Source organism: Luteimonas dalianensis (assembly GCF_049339425.1).
Lineage (GTDB): Bacteria > Pseudomonadota > Gammaproteobacteria > Xanthomonadales > Xanthomonadaceae > Luteimonas > Luteimonas dalianensis.
This window is the reverse complement of record NZ_JBMPPO010000003.1, coordinates 145,267-160,876: the sequence shown is the minus strand read 5'-3', so window position 1 is coordinate 160,876 and position 15,610 is coordinate 145,267. Positions and strand designations below refer to the sequence as shown.

Annotated in this window: 16 protein-coding genes and 1 pseudogene; 10 read left to right on the top strand and 7 right to left on the bottom strand. The window is 70.1% G+C overall.

Annotated elements, in window-relative coordinates; translation table 11 throughout:
- Positions 1–85: 85 nt before the first annotated feature.
- Complete coding sequence (locus tag ACOZ90_RS05230) at positions 86–934, top strand: 2OG-Fe(II) oxygenase (RefSeq protein WP_422892586.1); 849 nt, start codon at positions 86–88, stop codon at positions 932–934.
- A gap of 182 nt (positions 935–1,116) precedes the next feature.
- A complete protein-coding gene (locus ACOZ90_RS05225; protein WP_422892585.1) occupies positions 1,117–1,836 on the top strand; it encodes an energy transducer TonB in 720 nt (239 codons plus the stop codon).
- Positions 1,837–1,842: 6 nt separating this feature from the next.
- Here the strand turns inward: ACOZ90_RS05225 and nth are convergent, their stop codons facing one another.
- Genes nth through ACOZ90_RS05210 form a run of 3 tightly spaced genes read right to left on the bottom strand, consistent with a single transcriptional unit; the run spans position 1,843 to position 3,658 of the window.
- On the bottom strand, positions 1,843–2,484 hold the full coding sequence (gene nth, locus ACOZ90_RS05220; protein WP_422892859.1) for an endonuclease III: 642 nt from the start codon (positions 2,482–2,484) through the stop codon (positions 1,843–1,845).
- 44 nt (positions 2,485–2,528) lie between these two features.
- Complete coding sequence (locus tag ACOZ90_RS05215) at positions 2,529–2,879, bottom strand: hypothetical protein (protein ID WP_422892584.1); 351 nt, start codon at positions 2,877–2,879, stop codon at positions 2,529–2,531.
- Positions 2,876–3,658, bottom strand: coding sequence for an enoyl-CoA hydratase/isomerase family protein (locus ACOZ90_RS05210; RefSeq protein ID WP_422892583.1), 783 nt, complete (start codon positions 3,656–3,658; stop codon positions 2,876–2,878). Before ACOZ90_RS05210 ends, ACOZ90_RS05215 begins: the two co-directional genes overlap by 4 nt.
- A 186-nt stretch (positions 3,659–3,844) precedes the next feature.
- Here ACOZ90_RS05210 and ACOZ90_RS05205 point away from each other — a divergent pair, with 186 nt between their 5' ends.
- The 4 genes and pseudogenes from ACOZ90_RS05205 to ACOZ90_RS05190 all read left to right on the top strand — a co-directional run bounded on the left by ACOZ90_RS05205 (position 3,845) and on the right by ACOZ90_RS05190 (position 6,889).
- Complete coding sequence (locus ACOZ90_RS05205) at positions 3,845–4,546, top strand: FKBP-type peptidyl-prolyl cis-trans isomerase N-terminal domain-containing protein (protein ID WP_422892582.1); 702 nt, start codon at positions 3,845–3,847, stop codon at positions 4,544–4,546.
- Between the two features lie 84 nt (positions 4,547–4,630).
- Positions 4,631–5,454 (top strand): annotated as a pseudogene (locus ACOZ90_RS05200) (NUDIX hydrolase).
- Positions 5,451–6,305 (top strand): sulfurtransferase, encoded by an 855-nt coding sequence (locus ACOZ90_RS05195; protein WP_422892581.1) that lies wholly within the window; start codon positions 5,451–5,453, stop codon positions 6,303–6,305. The pseudogene ACOZ90_RS05200 and the gene ACOZ90_RS05195 overlap by 4 nt, the downstream one beginning before the upstream one ends.
- A 71-nt stretch (positions 6,306–6,376) precedes the next feature.
- Entirely contained in the window at positions 6,377–6,889 is a 513-nt protein-coding gene (locus ACOZ90_RS05190; RefSeq protein ID WP_422892580.1) for a hypothetical protein, read from the top strand.
- 45 nt (positions 6,890–6,934) lie between these two features.
- Here the strand turns inward: ACOZ90_RS05190 and ACOZ90_RS05185 are convergent, their stop codons facing one another.
- Genes ACOZ90_RS05185 through uvrA form a run of 3 tightly spaced genes read right to left on the bottom strand, consistent with a single transcriptional unit; the run spans position 6,935 to position 11,119 of the window.
- Entirely contained in the window at positions 6,935–7,699 is a 765-nt protein-coding gene (locus ACOZ90_RS05185) for an enoyl-CoA hydratase/isomerase family protein (RefSeq protein ID WP_422892579.1), read from the bottom strand.
- 58 nt (positions 7,700–7,757) lie between these two features.
- Entirely contained in the window at positions 7,758–8,168 is a 411-nt protein-coding gene (locus tag ACOZ90_RS05180) for an acyl-CoA thioesterase (RefSeq protein ID WP_422892578.1), read from the bottom strand.
- A 2-nt stretch (positions 8,169–8,170) separates the two neighbouring features.
- Positions 8,171–11,119: an excinuclease ABC subunit UvrA gene (gene uvrA, locus ACOZ90_RS05175; protein ID WP_422892577.1), complete on the bottom strand. Its 2,949-nt coding sequence runs from the start codon at positions 11,117–11,119 to the stop codon at positions 8,171–8,173.
- A gap of 269 nt (positions 11,120–11,388) precedes the next feature.
- Between uvrA and rplU the strand changes: the two genes are divergently transcribed.
- The 3 genes from rplU to cgtA all read left to right on the top strand — a co-directional run bounded on the left by rplU (position 11,389) and on the right by cgtA (position 13,443).
- Positions 11,389–11,709: a 50S ribosomal protein L21 gene (gene rplU / locus ACOZ90_RS05170; RefSeq protein WP_422892576.1), complete on the top strand. Its 321-nt coding sequence runs from the start codon at positions 11,389–11,391 to the stop codon at positions 11,707–11,709.
- Between the two features lie 12 nt (positions 11,710–11,721).
- Complete coding sequence (rpmA, locus tag ACOZ90_RS05165) at positions 11,722–11,982, top strand: 50S ribosomal protein L27 (protein WP_422892575.1); 261 nt, start codon at positions 11,722–11,724, stop codon at positions 11,980–11,982.
- 420 nt (positions 11,983–12,402) lie between these two features.
- On the top strand, positions 12,403–13,443 hold the full coding sequence (gene cgtA, locus ACOZ90_RS05160) for an Obg family GTPase CgtA (protein ID WP_422892574.1): 1,041 nt from the start codon (positions 12,403–12,405) through the stop codon (positions 13,441–13,443).
- Between the two features lie 96 nt (positions 13,444–13,539).
- Here the strand turns inward: cgtA and rpsT are convergent, their stop codons facing one another.
- Positions 13,540–13,812: a 30S ribosomal protein S20 gene (rpsT, locus tag ACOZ90_RS05155; RefSeq protein ID WP_422892573.1), complete on the bottom strand. Its 273-nt coding sequence runs from the start codon at positions 13,810–13,812 to the stop codon at positions 13,540–13,542.
- Between the two features lie 157 nt (positions 13,813–13,969).
- Between rpsT and murJ the strand changes: the two genes are divergently transcribed.
- The gene (gene murJ / locus ACOZ90_RS05150; RefSeq protein ID WP_422892572.1) at positions 13,970–15,568 is read left to right on the top strand and encodes a murein biosynthesis integral membrane protein MurJ; all 1,599 of its coding nucleotides are present in this window, start codon (positions 13,970–13,972) and stop codon (positions 15,566–15,568) included.
- Positions 15,569–15,610: the final 42 nt, after the last annotated feature.

Here is a 15,610-nt window from a genome sequence, read left to right as displayed (position 1 = left end):
TGGATGTCACGGCCATGTCACTGGCCGCGCGTAGCCTCGCAGGGCTGTCAGGCCGACATCGCCCTGGTCACATCCGGAGAGCCGCTTGGAACAGCAGACCGATCCCAAACTGGAGGCCTGGATCCTCGACCAGGTGCGGGCAGGCCACCCGCCCGAAGCCGTGGTCGAGCCCATGCTGGCCCGCGGCTGGCAGGAGCAGGCCGCGATCGACGCGGTGGAATCAGTGCTGCGCAAACACCTGGAAGACCACGCCCGCAAGAGCGATCTCCCGGCTCCGGTTCCGGTTCCCGCGCCGGTGTCCTGGAACGGGCCGTCGATCCTGGCTGCCGGTGACCGCGAGGTGCCGGTGCTGGCGCACCTGGTGCACCCGCAGGTCGTCGTGTTCGGCGGGCTGCTCTCGCATGAAGAATGCGATGCGCTGGTGGAACTCTCGCGCGGCCGGCTGGCGCGCTCGTCCACGGTCAACCAGGATACCGGTGCCGACGAGGTCCACGCCGCCCGCACCAGCCAGGGCATGTTCCTGCAGCGTGGCGAGAACGCCCTGGTGGCGCGGATCGAGGCGCGGATCGCGGCGTTGCTGGAGTGGCCGGTGGAAAACGGCGAGGCCATGCAGGTGCTGCGCTACGGCGTGGGTGCGGAATACAAGCCGCACCACGACTATTTCGATCCCGCCCGCCCCGGCGTGGGCAGGATCCTCGCCCGCGGCGGCCAGCGCGTGGCGTCGGTGGTGATGTACCTCAACACGCCCGCCCGCGGCGGCGCGACCACGTTCCCGGACGCGCGCTTCGAAGCCGCGGCGGTCAAGGGCAACGCGGTGTTCTTCAGCTACGACCGCCCGCACCCGATGACCGGAACCCTGCACGGGGGAGCGCCGGTGCTGGAAGGCGAAAAGTGGGTGGCGACCAAATGGCTGCGGGAGCGGCAGCACGCCTGATCCGCGCCCGGCGCGGCGTTTTTTCACGGTAACCGGGCGCTGACAGGGCGCCTGCCAGCCGTTTGTCTGCCAAAAGGTGCCGCCCATCGGATAAGGCGGCTCGTGTCATCGAGGTGTCATCAAGAAACAGCCCCGCGTGGTGTGTCATGGGTTTGTCGCAAACTTATGCTAGGGGCACAAAAATGAAGCGTTCCATCCTCGGTTTCCCGGCGCTGCTCGCGCTGGCATGCATGGCGCCGGCGGCGCTGGCTGTCGATCACGGGCAGGAGCAGGGGCAGCGGGTCTATACCTACGCCGTACAGATCGATGCCAACGGCGAGGTGCAGCAGATCTCGCGCTATGGCGGCACCGCAGATGCCGTCGGCCAGGAGCTGGAGGATCAGGCCCGCTCCTGGCTGTTTAACGCCGAGGGTCGTTCCGGCGATGCCGCAGGCAGCGAGTTCCGCACCTTCCTGCGCCTGGTGGTGGCGCCCGGCGCGGTCGCCGGGGACTACGAGCTGGTATCGGCCACCACCGGCCCCGCGCCGCGGCACCTGGTGCTGCCGCAGTATCCGGTGCGCGAGCAGCGCGAAGGACGCGAGGGCACGGTGGTGATGAAGCTGGACATCGGCCAGGACGGGCGGGTCACCAGCGCCGAGGTCGACAGCGTCCACGGCAACGTCTCGCGCAACATGGTGGCGTCCGCCAGCCACGCCGCGGCGCAGTGGCGGTTCGCGCCCGAGCGCGTGGACGCGCAGACGGTGGGCAGCACCGTGCTGTGGCCAGTGTGCTTCCTGGGCGCGGCCACCAGCGCCACCGAGTGCGCCTGGAGCGGCCCGCAGGCGCAGCGCTACTCCAGCAAGATGGTGCTGGCGCTGGATCCGGTCGCCAGCAGGGTCACCCCGCTGGCGTTCGAGGACTGAGCCGCTTCAGCCGGCCGGCGGCACCTTGTCCGGCCAGCGGCACAGGTCGTGGATCACGCAGGCCGGGCATTCCGGCCTGCGTGCCTTGCACACATAGCGACCGTGCAGGATCAGCCAGTGGTGGGCGTCCTGCAGGTAGTGCCTGGGAACCCGCCTGAGCAGGGCGTCCTCCACCGCGCGCACGTCCTTGCCCGGGGCCAGCCCGGTGCGGTTGGAGACGCGGAAGATGTGGGTGTCCACCGCCATCGCCGGCTCGCCGAAGGCGGTGTTGAGAACCACGTTGGCGGTCTTGCGCCCCACGCCCGGCAGGGCCTCCAGCGCGGCCCGCCCGCGCGGCACCTCGCCGCCGTGCTGCTCCACCAGGATCCGGCAGGTGGCGATGACGTTCTTCGCCTTGGCGTTGTACAGGCCGATGGTGTTGATGTAGCCCTTCAACGCCTCTTCGCCCAGATCCGCGATCGCCTGCGGCGTGTTGGCGACCGGGAACAGCCGCCTGGTGGCCTTGTTCACCCCCACGTCGGTGGCCTGCGCGGACAGGATCACCGCGATCAGCAGTTCGAACGGGGAGGCGTACTCCAGCTCCGTGGTCGGGTTCGGATTCAGCTCCGACAGGCGCTCGAACATCTCCTCGATGTCGGCCCGGGTCATCTGCCGGCCGCGCCGGCGCTTTGGTGCGGCGGTTTCATTGGCGCTCACGACGCGCCGCTTCCTGCCCGCTGGCGGGCGCGCGCCAGCGCCGCGGCGGCGGCGGACGGCAGCGCGCTGCGGCGTGGCCCCGTGGTCGATGCCGCGCCGGCCTGGCGCCTGGCCCGCAGTTCCTCGGCCCGGCGCGCCAGCCGCGCATTGCGGGCCAGGTGCCGCTCGCGGGCGGCCCAGGCCTCCAGCAGCCGGCCGCGGGCCTGCGCCAGCCGTTCGCGCCCGGCGGCAGGCAGCGACGTGCACGCGTCCGGGTCGAAACCGGCCAGCCCGGCCTCGATCGCCGCGTCCATGTCGTCGCGATCCAGCAGCTCCAGCAGGCGCGTGGCCAGCGCGTCCGCGTTCACGTGCCGCTGAATTCCGGCTTGCGCTTTTCCAGGAACGCGCGGGTGCCCTCGCGCATGTCGCCGGTGGAGAACACCAGTCCGAACTGGGTGCTCTCGAACTCCAGCGCCTCGCCGATGCCGCATTCGCCGCCGGTGTTCACGCAGTCCAGGATCCCGCGCAGGGCCAGCGGCGCGGCGTTGGCCAGCCGGTTGGCCAGCTCCATCGTGCCTTCTTCCAGCTTCGCCGGGGACAGCACCTGGTTGACGATGCCCAGCTGGTGCGCGCGTGCGGCGTCGATCGGCGCGCCGACCAGACACAGCTCCAGCGTCGCCGCGCGCCCGGCCAGGCGCAGCAGGCGCTGGGTGCCGCCAAAACCGGGCACCAGGCCCAGGTTGATCTCCGGCTGGCCCATCCGGGCCGTATCGGCGGCCACCCGCAGGTGGCAGGCCATCGCCAGCTCCAGCCCGCCGCCCAGCGCGAAGCCGTTGATCATCGCGATCACCGGCTTGGGCATGGTCTCGATGCGGCGCATGGTGCGCTGGCCGCGCAGCGAGAAATCGCGCGCCTGGACGGGGCTCAGCCCGGCCATCTGGGAGATGTCGGCGCCGGCCACGAAGGCCTTGGGGCCGGCGCCGGTCAGCACCACGGCGCGCACGGTGTCGGCGTCGGCAGCGGCTTCGAATGCGTCATGGAGCGCGTCGAGGGTCTGCGCGTCCAGCGCGTTCAGCTTGTCGGGGCGGTTGACGGTGACCACGCGCACGGCGCCGCGGTCGTCGATCTGCAGAGGTGAATGGTTCATGAGTACCTGGCTGGATGGGGAGGCTGGAAGGGAACTTTGCGCCGCCCCGGCCGATCCCAGAGCCCGTCATCAAGTGACAGTTCAGCGCGTTCGTCGTTATCCTAGCGCGTTAGACCTGAGCCGGCCCCCTTCCAGGGTGGGCCGGATCCGTCCCCGAACCCCCGGAAGTTTCTGGAGAACCACTGAATGAAGTTGCGCCTTCTGGCCGCCACCGTTGCGGCCCTCACCCTGGCCAGCGGCGCCGCCGCGGCCCAGGACACGTCCACCGAACAGGGTCAGCTGAGCTACGCGCTGGGCTACGACCTGGGCCGGAACCTCGTCGAGAGCGGCGAGCAGGTCAACGTTGAAACCGTCGTCCAGGCCCTGCGTGACGGCTACGCACGCCGCGACCCCACCGTGCCGGTCGAGCAGCTGCGCACCGCTGTGGAAAGCATGCAGGAGCGCCAGATGGCCCGCGCCCAGCAGGCCTTCAACGAGGCCTCGGCCGAGAACAAGACCCGGAGCGACGCGTTCCTGGCGCAGAATCGCGCCAAGTCCGGCGTGCAGGCCACCGAGAGCGGCATGCAGTACCGGGTGATCGAAAACGGCAGCGGCGCGCGTCCGACCGCCCAGAACCGGGTTCAGGTCCACTACAAGGCCAGCCTGCCCGAGGGCCAGACCTTCATCGACACCACCGCCCCGCGCGAAGGCCAGCCGAGCAATCCGGTGACCATGCAGGTCGGCGAGATCCCGCTGACCGGCCTGCGCGAGGCCATCGGCATGATGCAGGCTGGCTCGCGCTGGGAAGTGGTGCTGCCGCCCGACCTGGCCTACGGCAACACGCCGCAGTCGCCGATCGGCCCGAACCAGGCGGTGGTGTTCGAAGTCCAGCTGGTCAGCATCAACTGACCGGCGGCCGCGACCGCCGCGCCGCAACGACAGCCGCGTCGGCGCAAGCCGGCGCGGCTTTTTTCTTCTCCAGCCCGCAGTGACATGAACACCCCGCTCCCCGCCATCCTCACCCCCTGCACCGGCGTCTGCACGCTCGATGGCGAAGGGCTGTGCCTGGGCTGCCACCGCACCACGGACGAGATCGCGCGCTGGGGACTGATGGACGACGACGAGCGCCTGCACCTGATGGACACCGTGTTGCCCGAACGCGAAGCGCAGCGCACGTGAGCCCGGATGCGCGCCTGGCGGATCTGGTTCGCGCGCTGCACCCGCTGGCCGCGCCGCCGCGGGTGGAAGGCTGGAATAGCCACGAGGTCGAAGACCTGCTGCCGCCGCTGCGGCCGCTGCGCCAGGCGTCGGTGCTGGTCGGACTGGTGCCGCGCGACGACGGCCCGCGGGTGCTGTTGACCCGTCGCACCGAGGTGCTGCGGCACCATCCCGGACAGGTGAGCTTCCCCGGCGGCGGGGTCGAGCCGGGCGACCGCGACGCGCTGGCCGCGGCCCTGCGCGAGGCCCATGAAGAGGTCGGGCTGCGACCCGCCCAGGCCGAGCCGCTGGGCTGGCTGGATCCGGTGCTCACCGTCAGCGGCTACCGGGTGCTGCCGGCGGTGGCGGCGATCGATCCGGCCTTCGTCGCCGTGCCCGATCCGAACGAGGTGGCGGACGTGTTCGAAGTGGAGCTCGGCTTCCTGCTCTCGCCCGACAACCTGCGCCGCCTGCAGGTGGACTACGGCGGCCGCCGGCGCGAAGTGCTCGAATACCGCGGCGAGCCCGAGCTGGTGCCGCACCGCATCTGGGGCGTGACCGCCTCGATCCTGTACAACCTGCGCGAGCGGCTGGCCCGGATCAGGGAGGCAACTGCATGACGGCGTCCTGGTCCACCTTGGTGCAGGCGGAAGCACTGGCGGGCGCGCTGGGCCGCGAAGACCTTGCGGTGGTCGATTGCCGCCACTCGCTTGCCGATCCGGATGCCGGGGCGGCGGCGTTCGCAACGGGCCACGTGCCCGGCGCCGTGCACGCGCACATGGATCGCGACCTGTCGGGAACCGCCGCGCCCGGAACCGGTGGCGGGCGCCACCCGTGGCCGCGGGTGCAGGACTTTTGCGCGCGCCTGGGCACCTGGGGCATCACCCCGCACCACCAGGTCGTGGCCTGCGACGGCGGCGATGGCGCGTTCGCGGCGCGGCTGTGGTTCCTGCTGCGCGCGCTCGGGCACGCCAGGGTCGCGGTGCTCGACGGCGGGTGGGCGCGATGGCAGTCGCTGGGCCTGCCGGTGGAGGTCACGGTGGCCACGCCCGCGCCGGCCCGCTACAGCGGCAGCTTCGATGAGTCCCGGCTGCTGGATGCCGGCGGCGTGCAGGCCCACCTGGAGTCCGGCGGCCTGCTGCTGGACGCGCGCGGCGCTCCGAGGTTCCGCGGCGAAGCCGAGCCCATCGACCCGGTGGCCGGCCACGTGCCTGGCGCGCTCAACCGGCCCTACACCGAAAACGTCGGCGACGACGGCCGCTTCCGCTCTCCGGACGTGTTGCGCGATGACTTCAAGCGCCTGATGGCCGGACGCGAAGCGGGGCAGGTCGCGGTCATGTGCGGCTCCGGAGTCACCGCCTGCCACCATCTGCTCGCGATGGCGCACGCGGGGCTGCCCGGCGGGAAGCTCTATACAGGGTCCTGGAGCGGCTGGATCGAGAATCCGGCCCGTCCCGTCGCTTCGGCCTGAATGCGCGCGCAGGTTGACACCCCGGCGTGCCCGCAGCAATCTGCCCTTGTAACGGAACCTGGGGCAATGGCATGAAACTTTCTGTATGGGGCCTGGCCGCCGCGCTGGCGTTGGCGGTGGGGCTGGCGGGGAACGCACGCGCCAATGACGACGTCATCGTGACTGCGCCCGAATATCTGGAATATCTCACTGAAATCCGCGAGGGCCTGAAGGAAGGCAAGCCCAAGCCGCTGTCCAAGCGCGAGCAGGGTATTTTCGACGAGGTGGATCACTCCATCCGCAGCATCCTGACCGGCAAGGACATGATTTCGGATCTGTCGAGCGAGGACGCCGCGGAGCTGTTCGCCTCCCAGGAGAACCTCAAGGCGCTCCTGAGCGGACGGGACGAAGAGCGGGTGATGTGCGCCCGCGAGAGCCGGGTTGGAACCAACTTCCGCCAGACGCGCTGCGTCAGCCTCGAGACCCAGCGGAAGGAACGCGAATATTCGCAGCACGTGTTCCGGAACCTGCCTGCGGATATTGGCGGGGACCTGGACGAGGTCCTGGGTGTCGGCATCCGCCCCACCCCCCCGCCGATCAACTGAGCCCGCCTGAACGAGCGCCGCCGCATTGCGGCGGTGCGTTCCGGCCTACTTTTTCCCCAGCCTGGCCACCATCGCGCGCAGCGCCTGCTGGGTATCGGTGCTGTGCCAGGATTCCAGGCAGCGCTCAAGCTGCATGTTGTCCGCCGACAGGGCGTCGAGCAGGTCGGCGCGCAGCAGGCGGCGGGTTTCCAGCATCGGGCCGCGGGGCAGGTCCAGCAGCAGGTCCAGGCGGGTCATCGCGCGCGTGACCACGTGGTCCACGCCCGCCAGCTCGTCCACCAGCCCGATCGCCAGCGCGCGTTCCGAATCCACCATCATGCCGGGCACCAGCATCGCCTCGGCCTGGCGCAGGCCGACGGTGCGCTGCATCAGCCGCATGATCCCCGGCGGGATCGCGATCCCGACCTCGGTCTCGTTGAGACCGATGGTGAACGGCCCCTCGGCCATCACCCGCCAGTCGCAGCACAGCGCCAGCACGCAGCCGCCGGCCGGCGCGTGCCCGGCGATCGCCGCCGCCACCGGCACCGGGCAGGCTGCCAGCGCGCGGGCGGCGTCGAAGAAGCCGTTCCAGGCGTCATGCAGGGCTTTCGCGTCGTCCTGGATCGACAGCAGCAGGGGCACGTCCAGCCCGGCTGAAAACACCTTCGGCCCGCCCGCAAGGACCAGGGCCTGGGCGCCCGCGTCCACCGCCGCGGCGATCGAATCGCGCAGCGCCGCACACAGCGCCGGGTTGATCGCGTTGACCGGCGGCCGCGCCAGGCGCAGTTCGTGGATGCGGCCGTGCCGGACGCTCTGGATCAGCTCGCTCATGCGGAATCCTTGCTGGGGAATTGCCGCATTGTAGGCCGGGTGCCGGCCTGCCCCGGCTTCAGCCGCCGGCGGCGCGGCGCACCGCGTCGGGCAGCGGCGTTGGCCGGCCGCTGGTGCGCTCCACCCACACCATCACCACGTGGCCGTCGGCGTAAAGGGTGGCGCCGTCCTGGCTGCTGATGCGGTGGCCGATGGTGACGCTGGTGTTGCCCAGCCGCTGGCAGTGCAGCTCCACCACCACGTCGGCGGGGTAGGGGATCGGCATCCGGTAGTTCAGCTGCACCGCCGCCAGCAGCGGCGCGGTGCGCTCGGTCACCCACTCCTCGCCAAGCGAATCGAACCACCGGATCCGCGCTTCCTCCAGGTAGGTGAGGAAGTTGGAGTTGTTGACGTGGTTGAAGGCGTCGAGGTCGCGCCAGCGCACGCCCACGGGCATGCGGAACAGCGGGGCGGGTGCGTCGTTTTCCATGCTCATCTCCGCGCGCCGGCGCGCTTGCCGGCCGCCTTCTTCTTGCGCGCCGGCCTGGCGTCGCGTTCGGGGTCGCGCACCGCCGCCGGGGCGCTTTCCGGGACGGCATCGCCCAGCATCTTGGCCAGGAACTGGCCGGTGTAGGACTGCGGGCTGGCCGCGACCTCTTCAGGCGTGCCTTCGGCGATGATCATGCCGCCGCGGTGCCCGCCCTCCGGCCCCAGGTCGATCACGTGGTCGGCGGTCTTGATCACGTCCAGGTTGTGCTCGATCACCACCACCGTGTTGCCGTCGTCGCGCAGCTTGTGCAGCACCGCCAGCAGGTGCTCGATGTCGTGGAAGTGCAGGCCGGTGGTCGGCTCGTCGAGGATGTACAGCGTGCGCCCGGTGTCGCGGCGCGAGAGCTCCTTGGACAGCTTCACCCGCTGCGCCTCGCCGCCGGACAGGGTGGTGGCCGGCTGGCCCAGGCGGATGTAGCCCAGGCCCACGTCCACCAGCGTTTCCAGCTTGCGCGCGATCGGCGGCACCGGCGCGAACAGGTCCAGCGCATCCTCCACCGTCATCTCCAGCACGTCGTGGATGTTGTGGCCCTTGTAGAGGATGTCCAGCGTCTCGCGGTTATAGCGCTTGCCGCCGCACACGTCGCAGGGCACGTAGATGTCCGGCAGGAAGTGCATCTCGACCTTGATCAGGCCGTCGCCCTGGCAGGCCTCGCAGCGGCCGCCGCGCACGTTGAAGCTGAAGCGGCCCGGGCCGTAGCCGCGCGCCCGCGACTCGGGCACCTGCGCGAACAGCTCGCGCAGCGGCGTGAACAGCCCGGTATAGGTGGCCGGGTTGGAGCGCGGGGTGCGCCCGATCGGCGACTGGTCGATGTCCACCACCTTGTCGAACAGGTCCAGCCCCTCCACCTCGCGGTAGGGCGAGGGCTTGTGCGAGGCGCGGTTGATCTCGTTGGCGGTGATCTTGTACAGCGTGTCGTTGATCAGGGTCGACTTGCCCGAGCCGGACACGCCGGTGATGGCGGTGAACAGCCCGGCCGGGATCGCCAGGTCCACCCCCTGCAGGTTGTTGCCGGAGGCGCCGCGCAGGTGCAGCTGCATCTGCGGGTTGGGCCGGTGGCGGCGCCTGGGCACCTCGATGCTGCGCGCGCCCGACAGGTACTGCCCGGTCAGCGAGCGCGGCTCGGCGATGATGTCCTCGTAGCTGCCCTGGGCCACCACCTCGCCGCCGTGCACGCCGGCGCCCGGGCCGATGTCCAGCAGGTGGTCGGCCAGGCGGATCGCGTCCTCGTCGTGCTCGACCACGATCACCGTGTTGCCCAGGTCGCGCAGGCGCACCAGGGTTTCCAGCAGGCGCGCGTTGTCGCGCTGGTGCAGGCCGATCGACGGCTCGTCGAGCACGTACATCACGCCCACCAGGCCGGCGCCGATCTGTGACGCCAGCCGGATCCGCTGCGCCTCGCCGCCCGAAAGCGTCTCGGCCTTGCGCTCCAGGGTCAGGTAGTCCAGCCCCACGTCGACCAGGAACTGCAGCCGTTCGCGGATTTCCTTGACGATGCGGGCGGCGACTTCGCCGCGCCAGCCGGGCAGGCCCATCGTCGAGAAGAACGCCAGCGCATCGCCGATCGGCAGCACCACGATGTCCGACAGCGGCCGTTCGGCCACCAGCACGTTGCGCGCGGAGCGGTTGAGCCGGGCGCCTTCGCAGGACGGGCACGCGCGCTCGCTGACGTACTTGGACAGCTCCTCGCGCACCGCCGCCGACTCGGTCTCGCGGTAGCGCCGCTCCAGGTTCGGCAGGATGCCCTCGAACCGGTGCCGCCGTTGGCTGCGGCTGCCGCCCTCGGTGACGTAGGTGAAGCTGATGGCCTGCTCGCCGCTGCCGTTGAGCACCGCGTCGCGGACTGCGTCGGGCAGCTCGTTCCACGGCGTGTCCACGTCGAAGCCGTAGTGCTTGGCCAGCGCCGCGATCAGCTGGAAATAATAGTGGTTGCGCCGATCCCAGCCGCGCACCGCGCCCGCGGCCAGGCTCAGCTCCGGATGCACCACCACCCGCTCGGGGTCGAAGAACTCGCTCATGCCCAGGCCGTCGCAGTCCGGGCAGGCGCCGACCGGCGAGTTGAACGAGAACAGCCGCGGCTCCAGCTCCGGCAGCGCGTAGTCGCACACCGGGCAGCTGTAGCGCGAGGAAAACAGCAGCACCTGCGATTCCGGATCGTCCAGCGGCCGCACCTCGGCCATGCCGTCGCCCAGCTTGAGCGCGGTCTCGAACGACTCGGCCAGCCGCTGCTTGATGTCGTCGCGCACGCGGAAGCGGTCGATCACCGCCTCGATCGTGTGCTTCTGGCGCAGCGCCAGGGTCGGCACTTCGTCGATCTCATGCACCACGCCGTCCACCCGCACCCGCACGTAGCCCTGCGCGCGCAGCTGCTCGAACACCTGCGCATGCTCGCCCTTGCGCTCGCGCACCACCGGCGCGATCAGCATCCAGCGCTTGTCCGCGCCCTCGGGCGTATCGCCCAGCGCCATCACCTGGTCGACCATCTGGCTGACCGTCTGCGCCTCCAGCGGGTAGTGGTGCTCCGGGCAGCGCGGGATGCCCACGCGCGCGTACAGCAGGCGCAGGTAGTCGTAGATCTCGGTGATGGTGCCCACGGTGGAGCGCGGGTTGTGCGAGGTCGACTTCTGCTCGATCGAGATCGCCGGGCTCAGGCCCTCGATGTGGTCGATGTCGGGCTTTTCCATCACGCTCAGGAACTGCCGCGCATAGGCCGACAGCGACTCGACGTAGCGGCGCTGGCCCTCGGCGTAGATGGTGTCGAACGCCAGCGACGACTTGCCCGAGCCGGACAGGCCGGTGATCACGATCAGCTTGTCGCGCGGCAGCTCGACATCGATGTTCTTCAGGTTGTGGGTACGGGCACCGCGTATGCGGATGTAATCCAGCGCCATCGGGAGTTCCGGGGATGTCCCGGCCGGGGCCGGGCGGGTGGGGGAGGGCAGGCAGTCGACCAGCCTACCGAGGGGGAGATATGGGGGCAAACCGGCATTTTCCCAGCCGCGGCAAGCATGGCCGGCGGCTGTCGCAGGGCCTGTGACCGGCCCCCGGGGGGCGGTTGACCCCAAATCCTTGAATCCCCTACAATTCCGCTCCTGTCCGCACTCGACTGCGGGCGGATCAAAGAATAACTACAGAACCGAACACCAAGAGAGGCACCACCATGTACGCAGTAATGGTCACCGGCGGCAAGCAGTACCGCGTGGCGCAGGGCGAAACGCTCCGCGTCGAAAAGCTCGAGGCCGAAGCCGGCAACGAGATCACCTTCAACAACATCCTGATGCTTGGCGACAGCGACGGCATCAAGCTTGGCGACGCGCTCAACGGCGCAACCGTCACCGCCAAGGTCGTGGCCCACGGCCGCGCCGACAAGGTGAAGATCATCAAGTTCCGCCGCCGCAAGCACCACATGAAGCGGCAGGGGCATCGCCAGTACTACACCGAAATCGAGATCACCGGCATCGCCGGTGGCGACAGCAAGTAAGGAGCAGCAGCCATGGCACACAAAAAGGCAGGCGGTTCGACCCGCAACGGCCGCGACTCCAACCCGAAGTACCTGGGTGTGAAGATCTACGGCGGCCAGGCGATCGAGGCCGGCAACATCATCGTCCGTCAGCGCGGCACCAAGTTCCACGCCGGCAGCGGCGTCGGCCTGGGCCGCGACCACACGCTGTTCGCGCTGGTCGACGGCACGGTCGAGTTCACCACCAAAGGCGCCAACAAGCGCCGCACGGTGAACGTGGTCGCCGCGGACTGACCCCGCGCGACAACCCGATGCATCCGAAAGGCCCCGCGAGATGCGGGGCTTTTCGTTGGTGCCTGATTTCCGGGGGTGTTTGGGGCGTGGCGGTCCGGGCTTCGGATGGACGCCGCGCCCCGCCGGCCGGGGGTATCGCTTTTCGCGCGGCGCGACGTCCATGTCGCGACGCGCGCGCAATACATCCATGTATTGCTTGTCGCGATACCCCCGGCCGGCGGGACGCGGCTCACTCCGTCGGACAGCCCTGCCGTTTCGTCACGAGTTGCACGGCCTCGCCGCGGCGGGGCCCGTCAGCTGCCGGCGTCCTCTCGAGTGCTCAACCCCCATCAAGCCTCACCTGCCACTCCGAGCCCTGCCTCAAGCATCCCGACCCACCCGTTAAACTCGTCCAGCCATCTTTCCGACAGAACACCGCCCATGAAACTTGTAGATGAAGCCGAAATCACCGTCATTGCCGGAAAGGGGGGCAATGGCTGCGTAGGTTTCCGGCGCGAAAAGTTCATCCCCAAGGGCGGCCCCGACGGCGGCGACGGCGGCGCCGGCGGCAGCGTCTGGCTGCAGGCCGACGAGAACCTCAACACCCTGGTCGACTTCCGCCACGAGCGCCGCTTCCAGGCCCAGAAGGGCGAGGGCGGCATGGGCCAGCAGAAATACGGCAAGGGCGGCGACGACATGACCATCGTCGTGCCGGTGGGTACCGTGGTCATCAACGTCGACACCGACGAGGTCATCGGCGACATGACCGAGCACGGCCAGCGCCTGCTGGTGGCCCGCGGCGGCAAGGGCGGGCTGGGCAACATGCACTTCAAGAGCTCCACCAACCGTGCCCCGCGCCAGTCCACCCCCGGCGAATGGGGCGAGGAGCGGCTGCTCAGGCTGGAGCTCAAGCTGCTGGCCGATGTCGGCCTGCTCGGCTTCCCCAACGCCGGCAAGAGCACCCTGGTGCGCGCGGTGTCGGCGGCCACGCCGAAGGTGGCGGACTATCCGTTCACCACTCTGTATCCGAACCTGGGCGTGGTCAGCGTGGAGGCGCACCGCAGCTTCGTGATTGCCGACATCCCGGGGCTGATCGAGGGTGCGGCCGACGGCGCCGGGCTGGGCGCGCTGTTCCTGCGCCACATCCAGCGCACCCGCCTGCTGCTGCACCTGGTGGAGATCCAGCCGCTGGATGGCACCGATCCGGTGGAGCAGGTGCGCGCGATCGAGCACGAGCTGGGCAAGTTCGACGCCGGCCTGCTGGACAAGCCGCGCTGGCTGCTCATCAACAAGGCCGACCTGATGGATCCGGACGAGGCGCGTGCCGAGGCCGACCGCATCGTCTCGGAGCTGGGCTGGGAGCAGCCCTGGTTCCTCGTCTCCGGCATTGCCCACGAGGGCACCCGCGAGGTGATGCTCAAGGTCCAGGCCGAACTTGACCGCCTGGACGAGCTGGAACGCGAAGCCGGTGACGCCGGCTGATCTGGCCGCTCAGCCGGGGTGGGCGAACGCTTTTCCCGCGCGCAAACGAAAAGCCCGGCCATGGCCGGGCTTTCGCGTGAAGCCGGACGCGCTGCCTCAGGCGGCGGTCTGCAGCGCCTTGATCCGTGCGCTCAGGCGGCTCTTGTGGCGGGCGGCCTTGTTGCGGTGGATCAGGCCGCGCGCACCGAAGCGGTCGAGCAGCGGCTGGGCGGCGGCGAAGGCCTCCTGCGCGCCGGCGGCGTCGTTGGCGTCAAGCGCCTTGATCACCTTCTTCACCGCGGTGCGGAGCTGCGAGCGCTGGCTGCTGTTGCGCTGGTTGCGCACGACGGCCTGCTTGGCGCGCTTCTTGGAAGACTTGATGTTGGCCACGATGGAATCCTGGAATCTGCGGGTGGTGGGGCGCGTACGATAGCGGGCCCGGGAACGGAATCTCCGGGGCAATCCCGGTAGAAAACACAAGCGAGCAGGAAATTATGGGGGATTCAATGGGTTGGGTCAACACCGCCGGTCGCGCCGGGGTCGGGGCGTGAGCGCGCCCGATCCGGCCGCCGTGCCGCCCGGGCAGCCCGCCCGCGGCGGCCTGCTGCGCTCCACGGCGGTGTTCAGCGCCATGACCCTGCTGTCGCGGATCAGCGGATTCGCCCGCGACATGCTGCAGGCGACCCTGTTCGGCACCGGCGGGGCGATCGGCGCATTCATCGTGGCCTACCGGATCCCCAATTTCCTGCGCCGCGTCTTCGCCGAGGGCTCGATGGCAATGGCGTTCGTGCCGGTGCTCAACGAGATCCGCGAGAAGGGTGACAAGGCCGCGCTGAAGGACTTCATCGACAACATGGCCGGCGCGCTGTGCGCGGTGGTGCTGGTGGTGTGCGCGCTGGGAATGCTGGCGGCGCCATGGCTGGCACGGCTGTTCGCGCCGGGCTGGCTGGACGATCCGCAGTTGCTGGACCAGACCGCCCGCATGCTGCGGATCACCTTCCCGTACCTGCTGTTCATCTCGCTGATGGCGCTGTCGGCGTCGATCCTGAACACCCACGGGAAGTTCGGGCTGCCGGCCTTCACCCCGGTGCTGCACAACCTGACCCTGATCGCGGCGATGTTCTGGCTCGCGCCGCGGTTCGAGGTGCCGCCGGTGGGGCTGGCCTGGGGCGTGCTCATCGCCGGGTTCCTGCAGCTGGCCCTGCTGTGGCCGGCGCTGGGGCGGCTGGGGCTGCGGCCGCGGCTGCGCATGGGGTTCGGCCACGCCGAGGTGCGCAAGGTCGGGCGGCTGATGCTGCCGACGCTGTTCTCCTCCTCGGTGGCGCAGGTCAACCTAATCGTGGGCACCGCCTTCGCCTCGCTGCTGGCGGCGGGCAGCGTGGAGTGGCTGTACTACTCGGATCGGCTGGTGGAGTTCCCGCTGGGGCTGTTCGGGGTGGCGCTGGGCACGGTGATCCTGCCGCACCTGTCGCGCCGGCACGCCGCGGCCGATGCCGAGGGCTACAACAAATCGCTGGACTGGGGCCTGCGGATGGCCCTGCTGGCCGGGGTGCCGGCCGCGCTCGGGCTGCTGCTGCTGGCCGGGCCGATCGTGGCCACGGTCTACAACTACGGTGAATTCACCGCCTTCGACGCCCGCATGGCGGCGATCAGCCTGTCGGCGATGAGCCTGGGCGTGCCGGCGTTCATGCTGACCAAGGTGCTGGCGCCGGCGTTCTTCTCCCGCCAGGACACGAAGACCCCGATGCGCGCCGCGATCTGGACGGTGGCGGCCAACGTCGGTCTCACGGTGCTGATCACCACGCCGCTGTGGCTGCGCGGGGTGGAGGGCGCCCACGGCGGAATCGCCCTGGCCACGGCGCTGGCCGGCATGGTCAACGCGCTGCTGCTGTGGCGCTACCTGCGCCGGGCCGGGCTGTACCGGCCGCTGCCGGGGTGGGGCGTGTTCGCCCTGCGCCTGCTGGCGGCCTGCGCGGCGATGGCGGCGGTGGTGCTGGCCGCGCGTGGCTGGGTCGGCGAGTGGACGGCGCTGGACGACTGGAAGCTGCGGGTGGGCTGGCTGCTGGCCGTGGTGGCGGCCGGCGCGGCGACGTACGCCGTGGCGATGGTCGCCTTGGGCCTGCGCCCCCGCCACCTGCGCGGGTAGCGGCTGCGTGGCTGCGGGGGTTGGGCCGGTATACTGCCCGGC

Coding starts and splice junctions, on each gene's coding strand:
- rpmA (WP_422892575.1), top strand. CDS start 11,722: ATGGCACACAAAAAGGCAGGCGGTTCGACCCGCAACGGCCGCGACTCC.
- ACOZ90_RS05205 (WP_422892582.1), top strand. CDS start 3,845: ATGAAGTTGCGCCTTCTGGCCGCCACCGTTGCGGCCCTCACCCTGGCC.
- cgtA (WP_422892574.1), top strand. CDS start 12,403: ATGAAACTTGTAGATGAAGCCGAAATCACCGTCATTGCCGGAAAGGGG.
- ACOZ90_RS05180 (WP_422892578.1), bottom strand. CDS start 8,168: ATGGAAAACGACGCACCCGCCCCGCTGTTCCGCATGCCCGTGGGCGTG.
- ACOZ90_RS05190 (WP_422892580.1), top strand. CDS start 6,377: ATGAAACTTTCTGTATGGGGCCTGGCCGCCGCGCTGGCGTTGGCGGTG.
- ACOZ90_RS05195 (WP_422892581.1), top strand. CDS start 5,451: ATGACGGCGTCCTGGTCCACCTTGGTGCAGGCGGAAGCACTGGCGGGC.
- nth (WP_422892859.1), bottom strand. CDS start 2,484: ATGACCCGGGCCGACATCGAGGAGATGTTCGAGCGCCTGTCGGAGCTG.
- ACOZ90_RS05210 (WP_422892583.1), bottom strand. CDS start 3,658: ATGAACCATTCACCTCTGCAGATCGACGACCGCGGCGCCGTGCGCGTG.
- ACOZ90_RS05185 (WP_422892579.1), bottom strand. CDS start 7,699: ATGAGCGAGCTGATCCAGAGCGTCCGGCACGGCCGCATCCACGAACTG.
- ACOZ90_RS05225 (WP_422892585.1), top strand. CDS start 1,117: ATGAAGCGTTCCATCCTCGGTTTCCCGGCGCTGCTCGCGCTGGCATGC.
- rplU (WP_422892576.1), top strand. CDS start 11,389: ATGTACGCAGTAATGGTCACCGGCGGCAAGCAGTACCGCGTGGCGCAG.
- uvrA (WP_422892577.1), bottom strand. CDS start 11,119: ATGGCGCTGGATTACATCCGCATACGCGGTGCCCGTACCCACAACCTG.